This window comes from Ruminiclostridium cellobioparum DSM 1351 = ATCC 15832 (assembly GCF_000621505.1).
In the GTDB taxonomy this organism is placed as follows: Bacteria; Bacillota; Clostridia; order Acetivibrionales; family DSM-1351; genus Ruminiclostridium; species Ruminiclostridium cellobioparum.
Genome location: NZ_JHYD01000037.1, coordinates 67,016 through 85,792 on the forward strand (window position 1 = coordinate 67,016; position 18,777 = coordinate 85,792).

The 18,777-nt window shown below is 39.1% G+C and carries 14 protein-coding genes; all 14 read left to right on the forward strand.

Annotation, left to right across the window (positions count from 1 at the left end):
* Positions 1 to 18 precede the first annotated feature (18 nt).
* The 14 genes from T344_RS29830 (at position 19) to T344_RS0114405 (ending at position 17,655) form a co-directional block, all read left to right on the forward strand.
* Positions 19 to 2,187: a sensor histidine kinase gene (locus T344_RS29830; protein WP_051571891.1), complete on the forward strand. Its 2,169-nt coding sequence runs from the start codon at positions 19 to 21 to the stop codon at positions 2,185 to 2,187.
* 345 nt (positions 2,188 to 2,532) lie between these two features.
* Positions 2,533 to 4,629, forward strand: coding sequence for an ATP-binding protein (locus tag T344_RS29835; protein WP_051571894.1), 2,097 nt, complete (start codon positions 2,533 to 2,535; stop codon positions 4,627 to 4,629).
* Positions 4,630 to 4,867: 238 nt separating this feature from the next.
* Complete coding sequence (locus tag T344_RS0114350) at positions 4,868 to 5,371, forward strand: hypothetical protein (RefSeq protein WP_027629286.1); 504 nt, start codon at positions 4,868 to 4,870, stop codon at positions 5,369 to 5,371.
* Between the two features lie 212 nt (positions 5,372 to 5,583).
* Positions 5,584 to 6,015, forward strand: a complete 432-nt coding sequence (locus tag T344_RS0114355) for a hypothetical protein (protein ID WP_027629287.1) — start codon at positions 5,584 to 5,586, stop codon at positions 6,013 to 6,015.
* Between the two features lie 106 nt (positions 6,016 to 6,121).
* A complete protein-coding gene (locus T344_RS0114360) occupies positions 6,122 to 6,901 on the forward strand; it encodes a polysaccharide deacetylase family protein (RefSeq protein WP_027629288.1) in 780 nt (259 codons plus the stop codon).
* A 135-nt stretch (positions 6,902 to 7,036) separates the two neighbouring features.
* Positions 7,037 to 8,011: a Gfo/Idh/MocA family protein gene (locus T344_RS0114365; RefSeq protein WP_027629289.1), complete on the forward strand. Its 975-nt coding sequence runs from the start codon at positions 7,037 to 7,039 to the stop codon at positions 8,009 to 8,011.
* Positions 8,012 to 8,069: 58 nt separating this feature from the next.
* Entirely contained in the window at positions 8,070 to 8,513 is a 444-nt protein-coding gene (locus T344_RS0114370) for a DinB family protein (RefSeq protein WP_027629290.1), read from the forward strand.
* A 289-nt stretch (positions 8,514 to 8,802) separates the two neighbouring features.
* The gene (locus T344_RS0114375) at positions 8,803 to 9,330 is read left to right on the forward strand and encodes a PTS mannitol transporter subunit IIA (protein ID WP_084331237.1); all 528 of its coding nucleotides are present in this window, start codon (positions 8,803 to 8,805) and stop codon (positions 9,328 to 9,330) included.
* A 43-nt stretch (positions 9,331 to 9,373) separates the two neighbouring features.
* Positions 9,374 to 11,098, forward strand: coding sequence for a phosphoenolpyruvate--protein phosphotransferase (ptsP, locus tag T344_RS0114380; protein WP_027629292.1), 1,725 nt, complete (start codon positions 9,374 to 9,376; stop codon positions 11,096 to 11,098).
* Entirely contained in the window at positions 11,088 to 11,354 is a 267-nt protein-coding gene (locus T344_RS0114385) for an HPr family phosphocarrier protein (RefSeq protein ID WP_027629293.1), read from the forward strand. The genes ptsP and T344_RS0114385 overlap by 11 nt, the downstream gene beginning before the upstream one ends.
* 117 nt (positions 11,355 to 11,471) lie before the next feature.
* On the forward strand, positions 11,472 to 12,899 hold the full coding sequence (locus T344_RS0114390; protein ID WP_034861601.1) for a PTS mannitol transporter subunit IIBC: 1,428 nt from the start codon (positions 11,472 to 11,474) through the stop codon (positions 12,897 to 12,899).
* A gap of 344 nt (positions 12,900 to 13,243) precedes the next feature.
* On the forward strand, positions 13,244 to 15,379 hold the full coding sequence (locus T344_RS0114395) for a BglG family transcription antiterminator (RefSeq protein ID WP_027629295.1): 2,136 nt from the start codon (positions 13,244 to 13,246) through the stop codon (positions 15,377 to 15,379).
* Between the two features lie 51 nt (positions 15,380 to 15,430).
* Positions 15,431 to 16,375, forward strand: coding sequence for a 1-phosphofructokinase (gene pfkB, locus T344_RS0114400; protein ID WP_027629296.1), 945 nt, complete (start codon positions 15,431 to 15,433; stop codon positions 16,373 to 16,375).
* 20 nt (positions 16,376 to 16,395) lie between these two features.
* A complete protein-coding gene (locus T344_RS0114405; protein ID WP_027629297.1) occupies positions 16,396 to 17,655 on the forward strand; it encodes a zinc-binding dehydrogenase in 1,260 nt (419 codons plus the stop codon).
* The last annotated feature ends 1,122 nt before the right edge of the window (positions 17,656 to 18,777 follow it).

Genomic DNA, 18,777 nt, shown 5'->3' on the forward strand with positions numbered 1-18,777 from the left:
AATTTTAGGGGGCTTAAAATGAAATTGGATACAATACGTAAAAGATCAAAATTGGTAAAAAGTATTGTCGATAATAATGTTGTTACCAGTATCATTCTGTTGTATTACCTGGTGACGGTTATTGTCAGTGTTATCTTTTATCCAATGGTCCAGATGCTGCTGAACTACCCTCCAAATAATGAAGAGGTGAGTGTGCGGCTTGGTACCAGCAATATAGGCCAGTACATAATTATTGTATTTCTTTCCATGTTAATCGGTACTTTTCTTTTCATAAGAACATTCAGAGGCATTAATAACTGGGACAGACTGGATCCAAGAAAAGAGGAGGATCTCAAAGAACTGAATGCCATCAGAAAAAAATGTATAAATATTCCTTACCTGGTTTTTCTCGGCCAGGCGCTGATAGTGAATATCCCTCTGATACCGGTACTTTTGCTTGTCAGAAATTTGAACAACATATCCTTGCTGGCCGTGATAAAGGTTTTGATAATGGTATTTTCGCTTATGTGTCTTGCGGCGGTGATATCGCATACCTTTTCAAGGAGACTGTTTAAAATTATTTTACTGAGAACGTATACATGCGGGGAAAAGGAAGGAATAAGGATAGGCTTAAAGAATAAGATATTTTTTCAGATAATACCCATGCTGATTCTGACAATGCTTTTCACCGCGCTTATAGGGTACTCAAGGCTGGTAGACGAGAAAGGCGACATGCTGTACAGCCTATACAAAATGCAGCTGTCCGAAAGTATTGATAACATGAATACCGACCTGAAAAATCCGGAACAGGCTTTTAACATATTAAAAGAAATTAAATTTAATAGCAATGAACCAATATACTTTGTCAAAACTCCCGGGGGTGATATCATTACTTCGGATAACAAAAATATTGGCGGTTATCTGACTTACTTTATTTCAAACCCCTATGAGGGGGACAGAATCTTTGACATAAATTCTGAAACTCAGGGTATAGTTGCAGTAATTGACAGTAACGGGGCAGAGTGGCGGATGGGTGTTATTTTCAAAGTGGCATCCGGAAATGTGCTGATGTTCTTTCTGTTGGGATTTCTGGCATTGCTTTTCCTTAATGTTTTTGTTTTGTACTATTTCTCAAAATCTCTTGCAGACGAGATTTCCCTGGTTGCCGAAAATCTCACTGAAATAGCTGAAGGAGAAAATGTGGATCTGGATAGAAAACTTGCGGTTATATCCAATGACGAGCTTGGAGATCTGGTCGTTGCTTTCAACAAGATTCAGCAAAAGGAAAAAGAGCATATTTGTGAACTGGAGGAAAAGCAGGCCATAATAATCGAGAGGGAACAGCTTGCCCAGGACACGCTGAAAAAGCTTAAACAGCTTCAGATGCAATTGATAAATCAGGAAAAGCTGGCGGGGATAGGACAGCTGGCAGCGGGTGTTGCCCATGAGATTAACACCCCTCTGGGGTATGTATCCAGCAATATTGAGACCTTGAAAAATTATATCATGAATTACAGGACTATGCTGGACACTTATAGAAATTTCTATAAAGAAGTATGCAAACTATATCCCAATCAATCAATACCTGGAATGAATACTGTTTATAATACTGAAAATAAAATAAATATCGATTTTATTAATTCGGATATTACTGATCTGTTTAATGATGTGAGTGATGGCTTGGAGCGTATAAGCAAGATTGTTATGGGTTTGCGCACCTTCTCCAGAGTCGATCAGCAGAACGAATTTGAGGAATACGATCTGAATAACGGAATACAGAACACCTTGCTGGTCGCCAATAATGAGATAAAATACCATGCAAAGGTTGAACTGTTTTTAGGTGATATACCGAATATATATGCAAATGGAGGGCAAATAAATCAGGTTCTCCTGAATATAATTATAAATGCTGTTCATGCAACAAAATCAAAAGAGGATATAAATTCAAGTTTAATAACTGTCAGGACGTACAGCGATGAGCGTTATGCCAGTTGTGAAATCGAGGATAACGGGACGGGAATACCCGGAAATATTATCGGCAGAATTTTTGATCCCTTTTATACAACCAAGCCGGTCGGACAGGGAACCGGATTGGGACTCAGCATAGCCTATGATATAATCGTAAATAAACATAAAGGAGAATTACTGGTTGACAGTAAGCCGGACGCCGGCTCGAAATTTACTGTCAGGCTTCCGGTACACAGATAAATAATAATAATGAAAAATGAATTAAACACAAAAATGAATTAAACACAAAAAGCAATTTCACAATAAGTGGAGTGGTCTGTAACACCTAAAAGTCACATATTGCCGACGGTTAAATTCCCGCAGAATTTCGTTGTCGTCCTTGTCAATACACACAGTATTGCCTTCGTCCTCCGCCTAATCCTGCAAAAATTTTCCTCGCCGGCAATATATGTTTTAGATGTTACAGACCACTCAGGAGAATTTTTTATAACACTTTTGATAATATGGACTATTTTCTCAGTTTTGTTGGTCTCGATTTATAGTACAATTATTATTTAGAGGGAAAATTAAGATAGGAGAAAATCAATGGAAAGTAATGATAGAGTTTTGTTTATAAACGAATCTCCGGAGACAGCAAGTATTGTAATGGAAAAGCTTGCAATGTGGGATATTCAAGTTTGTCAGAAACAAGCAACCTCTCTCAATGATTTGAATAACTTGTTAAACAGCGGACTGTGGGATGTTGTAATCAGTGAATATAAATATTCCGGAGTTATTGCATTTGATGTATTAAAGAAGTTAAAAAAAACCTATTGTCATATTCCGATAATTGTCCTTTCAGATGATTTATCCGAGGAAAATGTACTTGAATTAATCGAGGCAGGTATAGACGACAGTGTCCCCAAAAAGGAATTATCCCGCCTGAGACAGGTCATTTGCCGTATATTGCGCAATCTGCCAAGTCACAGGCATGTGCTGACTCAAGGGTACTCTGCTGACAGGCAGGTCGGCAGATATCAGGCAGAATATGGACCGGCGGAGATAGAGCATAAGGGTTCTATTCTGTTTGCAAATATGACCGAGGCTTTTCTTTACGGGAAGGTCATTTGTGACCGGCAGGGGAAGCCGGTCGATTATGTAATACTTGATACAAATCATGCTTTTGAATTAATGACCGGCAATCAAAGATTTGAAATATTGAACAGGAGAGCTTTAGAAACAAATTTCGGAACTAATGAAACTGAACCTGATTTGATTGAAATATGCGGCCGGGTTGCCATAACCGGAGAGAAAAGGGTTTTTGAATGTAAAATGAATTTTAGGGAGAAGGTATACTCAGTCTCTGCATACAGTCCCTGTCCAGGATATTTTGTTAGTATTTTTACAGATATTACAGAGCAAAAAAAGATTGAAGCAGAAATTGAAAAGCTGGCCGCTGCTTTTGAGCGGAGTCCGGTGATGGTCATAATCACCAATCCTGATGGAATCATGGAGTATATTAATTCAAAGGTTACATCGGTTACCGGATTCAGCTTTAAGGACGCTAACAGCAGGAATATAAACCTCCTTAAATCAGAGATGGTTCCGAAGCATATACTGAATGAGATGAAAGAAAAATTCAGAAATGATGAATCCTGGGAAGGGGAGTTTATAAGCAAAAAAAAGAATGGCCAGCTCTATTGGGTTTCTGCTTCCGTTTCGCCGGTCAGGGACAGAAATGGGAATATAACCAATTATATATTAATTCAAGAGGATATTTCGGATAAGAAAAAATTTCAGCAGGAACTTGAGGAAAAGCACAGGAATCTGGTGAAAGAGGTTATGAAACTAAAGATGATGCAGAAGCAGAAGATTCAGCAGGAAAAACTCACGGGCATTGGACATCTTGCTGCCGGGGCCGCCCATGAAATCAACAATCCGCTGGGGTTCGTCATAAGTAATTTTAATATGTTAAGCAAGTATTGTGAACGGTTCGGCGATTTAATACAGGCATATAGAATTTTCAAAAATCATATAAAAAATAACGAGTACCAACTTGCGGTTCAAAACATAAGTGTCCTGGAAGAACTTGAAAAAAAGTATAATATCGATTTTTTATTAAGTGATATTAATGATATTTTTAATGACTGCAATGACGGGTTGATCAGGATTACAAATATTGTAAGCGGACTTGGTACTTATATCAGAGAAGAGCCGCATGATAAGATTATGGAATATGATCTGAGCGCCGCTGTCGACAATACTCTTGAGATATTGCAAAGTGATTTGAAGCAATATGCCGAGGTAAAAAAGGAGCTTAATAAAGTGCCTGATATTAAGGTTATGGGAGATCAAATCAATCAGGTGCTTGTGAACTTGATTGAAAATGCCCTTTATGCAATATCCCGCAGGCATGTAAATGGAAAAGGGGAGCTTAAAGTCAGAACATATAATGACAAGAGATATGTATACTGTAAAATCGAAGATAACGGTGCCGGTATATCCAAAGATAATCTGAAGAAAATTTTTGATCCCTTTTTTACTACAAAGCCTGTAGGTCAGGGATCAGGAATGGGATTAACCATAGCCTATAATATTATCAGCCGGCATAACGGGCAATTGTCTGTTGAAAGTGAATATGGAAAAGGGACAAGCTTTACTTTCAAGCTTCCTGTAAACAATAAACCAAAGAAAACAAACTGATGTCAGTCCGTCATAAGACAGTATAAAAACATTAAGCTGATACCGGATAAAAGTTTGTTCATATTTATACCTTCCAGGTTATGGTTATTTTTACATACTTATAATACTATATAAAAATGCATATATCAACTGATATGAAAACAGATTGATTAGAGTGTGGCAGTATTACCTCAAAGGAGGAACAGAAGGGATACATATTTGGTTTTTGGTTATTCTTAAACAGGAGGCAGCAAATCATATGAAATATTTTACTAAGAAGTTATGGGCAGATATTCAAAATGAAAAAAAATATGAAGAAACCAGAGATTTATGGGACAGTGCGGTATCTGAGTACCACAAACAGTTTGAAGGACTAAAATCAAGGCTGCCTGCTGATGTGTACGAAATTTATAAACAATATAGTCTTCATGATAGCAAGATAGTATCTCTTGAAGCAGTAAATCACTCACCTATAAAAAGGTCCAATAAGTTAAAAAGATCCAATAAATCAATTTGTGTGACTTTAAAGATATCAATTGATGATAATATACTTATATTTGAGTATAAAAATGTAACGGACATTAATTTTAAATATTCAGTTGAAAATCAAAAATTTGAAGATATTAATGATGACTTGGGTTATATCGGTTACGATGAATTAACTGAAAAAAATAAGAATTATTTAAGGCATGAGTTCCTTTTGAGTACGGGGAATATAATAGAAATTATATTTAAAAATGTAAAAGTATTTTTGGGACAATAAATTCTCCTATTGGTCACATGATGATGGCTGGTATAGCAATATCTACTTTAAAGAGATGTCTGACTTCTTTCCTGTTGTTTCTTACAACAATGCAATATTTATTGTTTGATTATACGAAGAAAAGATTGTTTATTTAATTTAATTCATTTATTGAATAAAAAAATTGGCATCTCCTCATATTAATACCAAAACAACTAGAAGGGATGAGAACTATGAATGAAGATACCATTAATCTTTTAAAAGAATGTAATGCGGGGTGTAAATCGGGTACAAATAGCATGGAGCAGGTGAAGCCTTATATTGAAAATGAGAAGCTTAAGTATATTATAGATGAATACAATGATAAGCATATTAAGATTGGTGATGAATGCCATCAAATGTTAAATGAATACCATGAGGAAGAGAAAGATCCGCAAGTTAGTGCTAAGACTTTTTCATGGATTAGTACGGAAGTGAAATTGATGATAAATAATGATACTCATAAAATTGCTGACATAATGATTGATGGCTGTAACATGGGGATTAAATCAGTTAGTGAGTATATAAATAAATATAAGACTGCATCTATAGAAAGTGTGGATTTAGCAAAGAAGCTTGTTAAGACCGAGCAGGAATTTATGAATGAACTACTTGGGTATTTATAAAGGTTTTGAATTGGCTGACACCAAGGCATTGTTGTTCTACTAACATAACTCCTTAAATAATAAAATATTATATATTATAAATATTTTATTATTAAGGAGTTTTATAATGAAGTTTATTATTATAAACCGGAAGAGGTTTTCAAGTTACTTATTTATTTTGGTGATTGGAATGGGACTTGTAGCGTTATTTATAACTGTAGGACGTTCAGGAGTTTTAAACTCTATAGATGTTTTCAGCAACCAGAGAGTGCTTCCTATTTACAGTGTGGAAACAGATAGAAACCTGGTTTCAGTAACCTTTGACTGTGCCTGGGGGGCCGGTGATATACCCACAATATTGGAAATACTGAAAAAGGAGAATGTCAGGGCCAGTTTTTTTATGGTGGGACAGTGGGGTGAAAAATATCCCGATGCGGTAAAACTTATTGCAAACGACGGACATGATGTGGCCAACCACGGCTATTCTCATTTAAGAATGAGCACTATCGGCAAGGAAAAGTGCAGATCCGAAATTGAACTGTGCAATCAGAAGCTTGGGGAAATATCCGGTACCAAGGTCATATTATTCAGACCGCCATATGGTGATTATAACAATACCGTTATTGAAACCTGCAATGAATTGGGAAGCTATCCTATTCAGTGGAATGTTGACAGCCTGGACTGGAAAAAGGAAATGAGCAGGCAGGCTATTCTGGAGAGGATCCTGAAAAGAACAAAGCCCGGTTCAATCATACTTTTTCACAATGATACCCAATATACCGTGGAGCTGCTGCCTCAGATCATTTCCCAGCTCAAGGCCAAAGGACTTGATTTTGTTCCGGTATCGGAGCTGATAATGAAAGATAATTATTATATCGACGATCAGGGCAGACAGCAGAGAAAATAGGTAAGACCCAATAAAATAAAATTTTATGGTAAAATGACATAAAGTGACTGTACAGACAATATTTTATTCATTTAAAATAGTCATATAAATATTATTGAAAAGTCTATTTATTTACTTAGGAAAGAGGAAAATATTATGGAGAAGAATAAAGTAAACTGGGGTATTATAAGCTGTGCAGGAATTGCAGAATCGGCCGTAATTCCGGGGATTTTAGGTGCCGACAATGCTCAATTGTATGCAATATCGAGCCGGGGACCCGAAAAGCTGGAGAAATTCAAAAAACTGTTCAATCCTGTAAAAGCCTATCAGAGCTATGATGAACTTCTGGATGATCCTGAGGTAGATGCCGTATATATTCCGCTCCCCAACGGCTTGCATTGTGAATGGACCCAAAAAGCTGCCGAGAAGAAAAAACATGTACTCTGTGAAAAACCTATGGGGATTTCGGAAGAGGAAGCCCGGCTTATGAAGGAAGTCTGCGACAAAAACGGAGTTCTGCTTATGGAAGCCTTTGCCTACAGGCATAGTCCGCTGACAAAAAAAGTAAAGGAACTGGTTGACAGCGGAACAATCGGCAAGATAAAATTTATGGACTCGTATTTCAGCTTTTTGCTTAAAGATATGAATGATGTGAGAGTGTCCAGAGCTTTAGCAGGTGGTGCAACCTATGATATAGGCTGCTACAACATTAATATAATAAGACACATTATTGGTGCTGAACCGGTATCCATATTTGCAACAGGAGAGATAGGTGAGGAATCCGGTGTTGATGAGAGCAGCTGTATCGTTATGGAATTTGAAGGAGGCGTAAAGGCGGTATCCTACTGTTCTTTCCGGTGTATGCCGCGGGTTGAATATACAATGGTCGGAGACGGGGGAAGCATTTCGGTGCCTGTTGTATTCAACTCAAAAGGTGAAACGAGGTTAATTGTAAAAACAGGCTCTGCAACAGAGGAAATCACTGTTCTATGCCCGGATAATTACATGCTGGAGGTTGAACAGTTCGGCAGATGTATTTTAAACGGTGAAAAGCCCTATATTGCTTTTGAGGACTCAATAAATAATGCAAGGGTAATAGATGAGGCATTAAGGCAAATTTTTAAAAAATAGCTTTATTTTCGGTTGCTGTGAACATCTATTATACATGGGAAGAAAGGTGGATTAGTAAATGAACTATAAAGAGGCAGTTGAAAAGTTTCACGTATTTTTAAATTCAATAAACGGCGATATTACAAATATAAAAATTTCGGAGGATAAATGGTCACTGAGAGAGATCCTCGGACATTTGATTGATTCGGCATCAAATAATCACCAGCGGTTTGTACGGCTTCAGTTTTCCGATCTCATGGATTTTCCTGCTTACGAGGCTGAACAGTGGATCAGAGTCCAGAATTACAACAGCATGAATTGGGAATTGCTTGTCTCTCTCTGGTATAACTACAATTGCATGCTGATTAATCTGATTGAAGGCATTGAAAGTGACAAACTGCAAAATGTTTGGATCAAAAATGAAGAGGCAATACCACTTGAAGAAATCATCAACCACTACTATAAACATTTGGAAATGCACATAGAGCATTTCCAGAACAGGTTGGGGGAATTGACGATATAAAGCAGAATGACTTAAATAAAGAATCCATTAAAATGTATATATGCCTGAAATTGCAGGTGGAACACAAGTGTTCTGCCGCAATTTCAGGCATATTCGCTTTTGGCACTAATAATCAGTGTCAAAAATGCGGAACAATTGATTGAAGTCAAACATTTCACTATATTATAATATAATCATCAAATAAAAGTCTTAAAATATTTAATAAAATAAATCAAATAATTTATCTCAAAAATAATTCTTAACGTACAAGTTTAATACTAAAATTGAAAATAAAAGGGAGAGATAATATATGGGCTTTTCATTTTTCGGAAAGAAGGAAAAAACCCCTGAAACTGATAAGGTGCAGGGGCATATGGATAATACAGGTGTAAATGTAAATAAATGTTATGGCATACTCGATCTAAAAAACATTAAGACAGGCCAGAAAAGCGTAAGTAAGGAAGAAGCTATTGAAATGGCAGGACAATTGCTGGTTGACGGCGGATATGTATTGCCCGGATATATAGAGGCTATGCAGGAAAGGGAAAAGGTGTATTCAACCTATATAGGCGAAGGAATTGCGATTCCCCATGGTGTAGGTGCAGCAAAGGATAAAATCATCAGGACCGGGATCAGTGTACTGCAGTTTCCTGACGGTGTTATTTTCGGAGAAAACAAGGTGGCTTATCTTGTAGTCGGAATAGCGGGAAAGGGTAATGAGCATATGAAGATCCTTACAAATATTGCGGAATTCATACAGGAAGGTGAGGCAATAAAAGAGTTGTTCACAGTAAAGGACAGTGAAAGGATTTACCGGGCACTTACTGATAAGCTTTAATAGTTCAAGCAATCGAAGAAAATAAAAGGATATGGTGATTGTTATGATAAAAGGTATTCCCGCCTCCAATGGAATAGGCATCGGCAGTGCGCTTGTTTATCAGGAAGAGGATAAGAGCAAGGAATACACCGGTAAAAAAATCGGTGAAACTCAATTGGAAAATGAAATGGCCAGGTTTGCAGAAGCGGTTCAAATTGCCGGCAAGAAGCTGGAAGAAGCAAAGGTAAAAGCTTCAAAAATCTTCGAGGAGAAGGATTTACAGCTTTTTGAAGCTTACATCAAAGTGCTGGGCGATCCCATTCTGAACGACATGGTCAGGACAAATATTCAAAAGCAGTATTTGTGCGCAGAGGCTTCGGTATTGGAAGCTGTTGATAAAATTAAAGCCATGTTTCTTACAATAGATAATGATTATATGAAACAGAGGGCGGAGGATGTGGAGAATGTAGGAAGTTACATTCTGGACGCTCTTCTGGGGAGGGAAAGGATTGATTTATCACAGCTTGAAGCAGATACCATTCTTATAGCCAGGGACTTGACACCGGCCGATACGGTAGCTCTGGACAAAGCCCGCATCAAGGGGTTTGCCATAGCAAAAGGCGGAGAAACCTCCCATACCGCAATTGTTGCAAGAATGTTGGAAATACCGGCAGTAGTGGGCTGCGGTGAAAACATTTTAAAAATAAGTTCGGGAGAAACGGTGATCCTCGACTGCACCGAAGGAACAGTCATTTCAAATCCCGGCAGTGAACAGCTCAGGTTTTATATGCAGAAACAGCAAAAGCATTTGGCTGTGCAGGAGGAAATCGGACAGCTGAAAGAAAAACCTGCTGTAACAATTGACGGAATTCGGGTTGAGCTCTTTGGAAATATCGGGAAGCCTGAAGAAGCGCTGAGTGTTGTGGAGAAAGGTGGACAGGGAATAGGCCTGTTCAGAACAGAGTTTCTTTATATGGACAGGAATCAGCTTCCGTCCGAAGAAGAGCAATTTCAGGCATATAAAAAGGCAGCTGAGATTATGGGCGGTATGCCCTGTATAATAAGAACGCTGGATATTGGCGGAGACAAGCAGATAAAGGGTTTGGAGCTTCCGGCGGAAGAAAATCCTTTTCTGGGATACCGGGCCATCAGAATATGCCTCAAAGAGGTTGAAGTATTTAAAACCCAGTTAAAAGCAATATTAAGGGCAAGTAAGTATGGAACATTAAAAATAATGTTTCCCATGATTTCAGGTATTGAAGAACTGAGAGCTGCAAAAAAGATATTGGATGAAGTGAAAAACAGCCTGGATGAAAAGGGTATACCCTATGACAGGAACATCCAGGTCGGAATAATGATCGAAATACCCTCGGCAGCCATGACGGCGGATATATTGGCCAAAGAGGCGGATTTCTTCAGCATAGGCACAAATGATTTATGCCAGTATTCACTTGCAGTAGACAGGATGAATGAAAACGTGAGCTACTTATATAATCCAATGCACCCCGGCGTGCTGAGGCTGATAAAAAATGTTATAGAGGCCGGGCATGAAGCCGGGATAAAAGTCGGCATGTGCGGAGAAATGGCATCCAATGTTGAAAGTGCGGCAGTATTGCTTGGACTGGGCCTGGATGAATTTTCAATGGCTCCGTCCTCAATTCCCTATATAAAGAAAACCATCTGTAATCTAACCTTTGAAAAAGCCGGAGATATTGCGGAAAATGTTTTAAAAATAAGTGATGCGGCCCAAATTAGAAATTATGTAAAGGAGAGATTAAATGCTGACTAATAATTTTGTAATCACCTGTGCGGTAGGTCTGCATGCAAGACCTGCATCTGTTTTGGTTAGTATAGCTGAAGCTTTTAAATCGGATATCATAATACGGTTCAAAGAAAAAGAAGTGCCTGCGAAAAGTCTTATAGGTGTTATGACCTTGGGCGCTGAAACCGGTGAAAGTATTGAGATCTCGGTAACAGGGGAAGATCAGGAAAAAGCTATGGAACGTATGGTACTTTTTTTTGAGAAAGAGTTGCAGGAGCTGTGATTGCTTGGATCCAGCAATAACTTTTGAAATAAAGGTCTTACAATAGCCCCTTATTCTAGACATAGGGTCACTATTTGAGATATATGGCATGCACAATTAATTCGAGGAGGAGTTATAATGAGTTCAAATATTAATACCCATTCGTCTGCTCCGCAGATAAAAATTAAGGAACGGATTCAAAAAGTCGGCCGCTTTCTGAGCGGTATGATAATGCCAAATATCGGTGCATTTATTGCATGGGGGCTAATTACAGCATTGTTTATCGGACCTGGATGGCTTCCCAATGCAACACTTGCACAGATGGTAGATCCATTTCTTAAAGCCCTTTTACCGATTCTTATAGGTTATACAGGCGGTAGAGCGGTGGGTGGACAGCGTGGTGCGGTAGTTGGTGCGGTTGCTACGTTAGGTATGATCCTTGGAGCAGGCGGAGCAAAAAATATAAATGAAGCAACTCCTATGTTTTTGGGAGCAATGATTGTCGGACCGCTTGGAGGATATATAACCAAGTTGTTTGCCAGGTTATTTGATGGAAAAATCAAGCCGGGCTTTGAGATGCTGGTTAATAATTTCACTGACGGCATATTGGGCATGGGGCTGGCATGTGCCGGACTTGTGGGATTTGGTCCCATTATTAAAGTTGCTACCGATGCATTTGGAAATGTGGTTAGGGCTATTGTTGAAGCAGGTTTTTTACCTCTCGCAAGTATATTTATCGAACCTGCAAAAATATTGTTCCTGAATAATGCAATAAATCATGGAGTGCTTACTCCGCTTGGAACCCAGCAGGTAACGGAAGTCGGAAAATCAATCTTCTTTATGCTGGAGTCAAACCCAGGACCAGGACTGGGAATATTACTTGCGTATCTGATTTTCTCCAAGGGTATGGCAAAGCAATCGGCTCCGGGAGCAATCCTTATCCATTTTTTAGGCGGTATTCATGAGATATATTTCCCTTATGTACTTATGAATCCCATACTGATATTGGCTGTTATTGCAGGCGGTATATCAGGAGTGTTTACATTTGATATATTAGGTGCAGGTCTCATAGGACCACCGGCTCCGGGAAGTATTATCATGTACTTCATCATGGCTCCGAAAGGCGGATTGTTACCTGTGCTGGCTGGTGTAATAATATCATGTGCAGTATCCTTCCTTTTAGCCTCTGTATTCATTAAGAGGTCAAAGGAATTTTCCGGTAAGGAGCTTGAAGCTGCAAAGGCCACAGTAAGTGGAATGAAGGCTGAAAGCAAGGGTCTGGTTAAAAAAACTTCCATTAAAAAAGTAATTGTGGCCTGCGATGCCGGAATGGGATCAAGTGCTATGGGAGCATCTACTCTGCGAAATAAAATAAAGAAACTTGGTTTGGATATTGAAGTGACCAACTGCTCTATTGAAGATATTCCGTCAGATGCGGATGTTGTATTCACACATGAAAGTCTGAGCGGAAGGGCCAAAAATGCTGCGCCCAATGCCGAGCATATATCCATAAATAACTTTATAAACAGCCCGGAATATGATGAGTTTGTAAAACGGTTATCATAGCCTGATAATGTAACCGGTAAACAGCATATGGGACAGTGGAGCTTTTCACTGTCCTGTAAAACTATTTTAATAATATTTATAATACTTATATAAGTATTATAAATCGGTTGGTGTTCCTGCAAAGCGAGAGTATATAACGAGGCAATAAATGTCCTCCACCTCTATGGGACGGGTACTGCTTCGGTTTTCAAGCGGTGAGCATATCCATGGTGTCCTGAGGACACCTTTGCCTCGTTGAAACGCGCAGAGGTAAGAAAATTTTTCTACAGCCGAAAAATTTTCTTCTGAACAGATGCGTTATAATAAAACGTATAAAGACTTCTTAATTAATTTTTCCGAGGGAGGTGTGTGTTCTGGATACTAGGATCAATTTACGAGTAAAAAATATTTTAAAGAAAATATTCAGTACAAGTGATTATATAACAGTTACAGCAATTGCAAAGGAACTTGGAATCAGTAACAGAACCATATTGCGAGAGCTGCCCGCTGCAGAAAAATGGCTGCTTAACACAGGCTGCAGGCTTGAAAAGAAATCAGGGGTCGGCATACGTGCAATCGGAAAGCCCGAGGATAAAAACAACCTGATAAATCTTTTGGATGAAGAAAAGGAAGAAAAACTATACACGCCAAAAGAAAGACAGACAATTATATGCAGCGAATTGCTTCAAAATCAGGAACCGGTCAAACTTTACACATTCACACGGATTCTTGATGTGGCCGAAGCAACTGTCAGCAATGACCTGGATAAGCTTGAAGAATGGCTGGGAAAGCAGGAGGTGACCCTGGTAAGGAAGCCCGGACTCGGGGTTTACATCGAGGGTGAGGAAGACAATATAAGAAAATGCATGATCAATCTCATATATGAAAATATAAATGAAAACCATCTCCTGGGACTTATAAGAAAAAATATTTCCAAAGAGCAGGTGCCGGTGAGCAATACCGAACTGATTGCAAGGAGCAGACTGCTGAATCTTGTTAACGGGAATACTATTCATCAGCTTGAAAAACTGGTACATCAAGCTGAGGAACGAATAGGATACAATCTTGCGGACAGTGCGGTTGTTGGATTGATTGTGCATCTGGCCATTGCCGTCCAAAGGATCAGAAAGAATGAAGACATTGTCATAGATAAGAAGTTTATGGAAGAACTCAAAAACAGTGAAGAGTATACTGTTGCCGAAAAACTTGCTCGCGAAATTGAAGATATATTTGATATAAAGGTTCCCGGTGATGAAATCGGTTATATAACCATGCATATAAAGGGATCAAAGAACATTAAAATCAATGAAAAAGACAGCGGGAATTTCATAGGCAGTAATGAACTTGTAGAGCTGTCCAGGGAAATAATCCGTATAGCCGAAAATGAGACCGGTAAATTCCTCTCGCAGAACGAGAAGCTGCTTACCGGGTTAACTAACCATCTGGGACCGGCCATCAACAGGCTGAAAATGAATTTGGAAATAAGAAATCCGCTTTATACGCAAATTAAAACCCATTATCCGGATTTAATGATACTGGCTGAGAAATGTATAAAAGTGGTTGAAGAATATATAGATATTAAGATGCCCGATACCGAAATAGCTTATATTGCCATGCATCTCGGTGCGGCTATCGAAAAAAGCAAGGTTTCGCCAAAACGGGTTTTCAGAACGGCTATAGCCTGTGCTACGGGGATAGGTACTTCCAGGCTGCTTGCTACAAGGATTGAAAAGGAATATGACAATATTGAAGTAGCCGGTACCGTTTCAATGTTTAATATCAATAATAATTGGCTTAAGGAAAAAGGAATAGAGCTTATTATTTCTACTGTCGTTTTGGACGAATGCCCTGTTCCTGTGGTTGTGGTCAATCCTCTGCTGTTCCAGGAAGATAAGGCCCGGATAGATACACTTCTGGAAGAGGTAAGAAATACCTGTCCCAATCAGCCCTCCGGTAAAAAGAAAACCTTAAATTTTAAAGAAAAAATGTTCGAATTAAACTGTTATAACAACGCAATAACTGAAATTCTGGACAATTTCTTTTATATTGGAGATACTCAGGCAGAGGATGTCAGTCAGCTGATAAATAATATAAGCCGGATGGCATGCAGCAGTGAGGAAGACCGCGAACAGTTGGTCAAGGATATGGAGGAGAGAGAGGAAAAGGGCGGAACTTATATTCAGGAATACGGGATAAAACTCTTGCATTGCCGTACAAAAGCGGTCTCCCAAATACATTTCGGCATTATAAAATTGAATAAGGATATCAAAACCAAAGGAAATATCAAGGAAAGAGCTGAGCTCGCCATGGTTGCTGTAGCGCCTGAAGGAAGCAGCAGATACATGCTGGAGACTATCAGCCATGTAAATGGAATACTGGTTGACCAGCCCGAATTTATAAGAATACTGAAGGATGGCAGTAAGGAAGATATTTTTGACGAATTGTGCAGTATCCTTGAGGAGTATTACAATGAGAAGAACAATAAATATATGAAAAATTAAGTGTGACTAATAATACCAGGTACTTGAGCAGTACTTATATGGAGGGCGGGCATGATTATAACGATTACTCTGAATCCGGCAGTTGACAAGACTGTTGAGATACAGGATTTTGAAGTGGGGACTGTAAACAGGGTGGCTTCTGTGAGATTGGATGCCGGAGGAAAAGGTATAAATGTTTCCAAGGTCATCAGGAGTTTGGGAGGAAAGAGCTGTGCAGCCGGAATACTTGGAGGAAACACCGGCAATTTTATAAAAGATTGTTTGAATGGCATGGGGATAGAAAACAAGTTTCTTTATATTGAAGGCGAAACAAGGACAAATCTTAAAGTGGTTGATAGTAAAAGAAAGACCAATACGGATATCAATGAAGCTGGACCGCAGCTCAGTGCGGAAGAAATTACGGCATTTGAAAAAATGATATTCGCCATGATAAATAAGGATTCGGCTGTAGTTTTTTCAGGTAGTGTTCCTGCAAATGTTGACAAGGCCGTTTATGGAAAATGGATCAGAGCTGCAAAGGAGACAGGGGCAAAAACCATTCTGGATGCCGACGGTGAATTATTAAAGTATGGAATAGAGGCAGGGCCTTATATGGTCAAGCCCAATATTCATGAACTTGAGAGTTTTTTCGGTGAAAAAATCGAAGGTGCTGTGGAAGCCGAGTCACGTGCAAGGAAACTTATTGATATATACGGAGTAGAGTTTGCTGCCGTCTCTTTAGGAGCCGAAGGGGCCATTTTTGTCAACAAGGAATCTTCACTGTTTGCAAACAGCATTGATGTGGAGGTTAAAAGTACTGTCGGTGCCGGGGACTCTATGGTTGCCGCATTGACTTACTCGCTGGATATGGGATACGGTTTCGAAAAGTCAGCCCTGCTTGCGGTAGCTTCCGCCACTGCAAATGTTATGACTTCAGGGAGCCAGCCTGCAGACTTTGAAACAATAAAAGAATTGGAGAATAAAGTAAAATTTGAGTATATACGTAAAAACAAATAAGTAAAAGGAGTGGCTGAACAATGAGAACAAGAGCTGTCAGACTATATGGTAAAAATGATTTGAGAATGGAGGAGTTCGACCTGCCCGAGATTAAGCAGGATGAAATTCTTGTTCAGGTTATATCGGACAGCATATGCATGTCTACTTATAAAGCTGCTATTTTGGGAACCGAACATAAAAGAGTGCCAAAGGATGCAGCAGAAAATCCTGTCATTATCGGACATGAAATGGCAGGCAACATAGTGGAGGTCGGGGCCAAATGGAGGGACCAGTTCAAGCCGGGACAGAAATTTTCCATGCAGCCTGCGCTGAATTATAAAGGCAGCATGGATTCACCGGGTTATTCGTACCGCTACTGCGGCGGAGACGCAACATATATCATCATGCCGCAGGAGGTTATGGAGCTGGGCTGTCTGCTGCCATACGAGGGAGACGGTTACTATAATGCCTCTCTTGCAGAACCGATGTCATGTATCATCGGTGCATATCATGCAAGCTATCATACATCCATGGGAAGCTATGAACACAGGATGGGCATTGTTGAGGGAGGAAAACTTGCCATACTGGCAGGAGCTGGCCCAATGGGGCTGGGAGCTGTTGATTATGCACTTCACTGCGACAGAAAACCCGGAATGATAGTAGTATCCGATGTTGATGAACAAAGACTGAAAAGGGCGGAAGTTATCTTTCCTGCAGAGGAAGCAAAAAAGCTGGGAATCGATCTGATATTCGTTAATACGCGCAATATGGAGGATGTTCCCGGATATCTCAGAAACCTGACCGGCGGAACAGGCTTTGATGATGTGTTTGTATATGCACCCGTCAAGCCGGTTGTGGAGCAGGGGGACAGGATACTTGGACGGGATGGCTGCCTTAACTTTTTTGCTGGACCGACAGACGTAAATTTTTCTGCCCTGATTAATTTCTATAATGTGCATTATAATTCATCCCATATAGTAGGAACTACCGGGGGGAATACCAATGATATGATAGAATCCCTGAGAATGACTGAAAGGAATCAGATAGATCCTGCGGTCATGGTCACTCATATCGGCGGATTGGACAGTGCGGCCGAAGCTACGTTAAGACTTCCTGAAGCACCTGCCGGAAAGAAACTCATTTATACAAATATTTTTATGGAACTGACAGCAATTGATGAATTTGAGGAAAAGGGAAAAACCAATCCTCACTTTGCAAAACTTGCAGAAATAACTAAGAAAAACAGGGGCTTGTGGTGCGCAGAGGCAGAGAAATATCTGCTTGAGAACTGGGACAAATAATAATTACTGTCACGTACTGCCCTGCTTATCAAGTAATATTGCTGTTCATTAAGTATGATTTATTGATTATATTGGTTATAGTGATTTATTGAGAGTCTTGAGGATAAAACTTCAGGACTCTTTATGTTATTTGTATGTACAAAGACAATCTTTCTCTAACATTATTTTCGTATCTCAAGTAAGTTATGCCTGCCCTGTCCAACCTTGTTCTTTTCAAAAGTGATAAGTTCTAATAGATAATTTTTAAGATGCTTTTAAGATGTTTTTTTGAACATGAGCATATCGGACTAAACATAAGAAATTTGTATGGATAATCGAGGAAAAGCCATATGAATTAAAATAAAGGCAAAAAACAAAGAAAACACTTGTTGATACTGCAGGATAGTTGATGATATACTAACCAAGCTGTCATCGACGGCAACGCTTAAAACAGTAAGGTTGACGGTATGGTTTTACTTGATAATGGTAGTGCCGGCTGCCAAAAACTGAAAGAAATTTTATTAGTTTTCACTATAAAAACTTCTTTAAAAAAAGTGTTGACATAATGATAGCAACATGGTAACATAATAAAGCCGTCGCGGTGAGCGGCCGGCAAACCTTGAAAGTCAACAGTAATAATACTTTTAAGGAATCAAGATGATAGATGCGAGACAGAACAATGATTCACAATGTGAATCATCGGAAGATGAATTTCGAGCAGCGGAGCTTATACGATAAGTGAGCAGTACAGAATATGAAATCTGACGCAGTAATGCGGTATCTAAGGTTGATTTCAAAGTGGTAGATACAAGTAGTACAAGGAAGACGAGTCTCGAGTAGCGGAATTTACAAAGGTAAATGAGCAACGCAGAGTACGAAGTCTGACCCAGTAATACGAAGTATATAACACTTTGAGAAATGGACTTTGAAAAGTAAACAGTGACAAATACATGCAAATGTAATGTAAAGGAACTCGAAAAATTCCGAAATCGCATAGCGATTTCAAAATTGAGTAACTTGCGAACTTTACAACCTGGTTTTTGGAAACAAGAACTAGAAAAAAAGTCAGCAATTTTAAATGAGCATGCTGAATAAAATTCAGCAGTCAAGCTTGTCAAATAAGTTAATTGTGCAGCAGATTTT

Bases quoted from the DNA above. Each gene is read 5' to 3' on its own strand.
- T344_RS0114360 (WP_027629288.1), top strand. From the start codon at position 6,122: ATGAAGTTTATTATTATAAACCGGAAGAGGTTTTCAAGTTACTTATTT.
- T344_RS0114385 (WP_027629293.1), top strand. From the start codon at position 11,088: ATGCTGACTAATAATTTTGTAATCACCTGTGCGGTAGGTCTGCATGCA.
- T344_RS29830 (WP_051571891.1), top strand. From the start codon at position 19: ATGAAATTGGATACAATACGTAAAAGATCAAAATTGGTAAAAAGTATT.
- T344_RS0114390 (WP_034861601.1), top strand. From the start codon at position 11,472: ATGAGTTCAAATATTAATACCCATTCGTCTGCTCCGCAGATAAAAATT.
- T344_RS0114355 (WP_027629287.1), top strand. From the start codon at position 5,584: ATGAATGAAGATACCATTAATCTTTTAAAAGAATGTAATGCGGGGTGT.
- T344_RS0114350 (WP_027629286.1), top strand. From the start codon at position 4,868: ATGAAATATTTTACTAAGAAGTTATGGGCAGATATTCAAAATGAAAAA.
- ptsP (WP_027629292.1), top strand. From the start codon at position 9,374: ATGATAAAAGGTATTCCCGCCTCCAATGGAATAGGCATCGGCAGTGCG.
- T344_RS29835 (WP_051571894.1), top strand. From the start codon at position 2,533: ATGGAAAGTAATGATAGAGTTTTGTTTATAAACGAATCTCCGGAGACA.
- pfkB (WP_027629296.1), top strand. From the start codon at position 15,431: ATGATTATAACGATTACTCTGAATCCGGCAGTTGACAAGACTGTTGAG.
- T344_RS0114370 (WP_027629290.1), top strand. From the start codon at position 8,070: ATGAACTATAAAGAGGCAGTTGAAAAGTTTCACGTATTTTTAAATTCA.
- T344_RS0114375 (WP_084331237.1), top strand. From the start codon at position 8,803: ATGGGCTTTTCATTTTTCGGAAAGAAGGAAAAAACCCCTGAAACTGAT.
- T344_RS0114405 (WP_027629297.1), top strand. From the start codon at position 16,396: ATGAGAACAAGAGCTGTCAGACTATATGGTAAAAATGATTTGAGAATG.
- T344_RS0114365 (WP_027629289.1), top strand. From the start codon at position 7,037: ATGGAGAAGAATAAAGTAAACTGGGGTATTATAAGCTGTGCAGGAATT.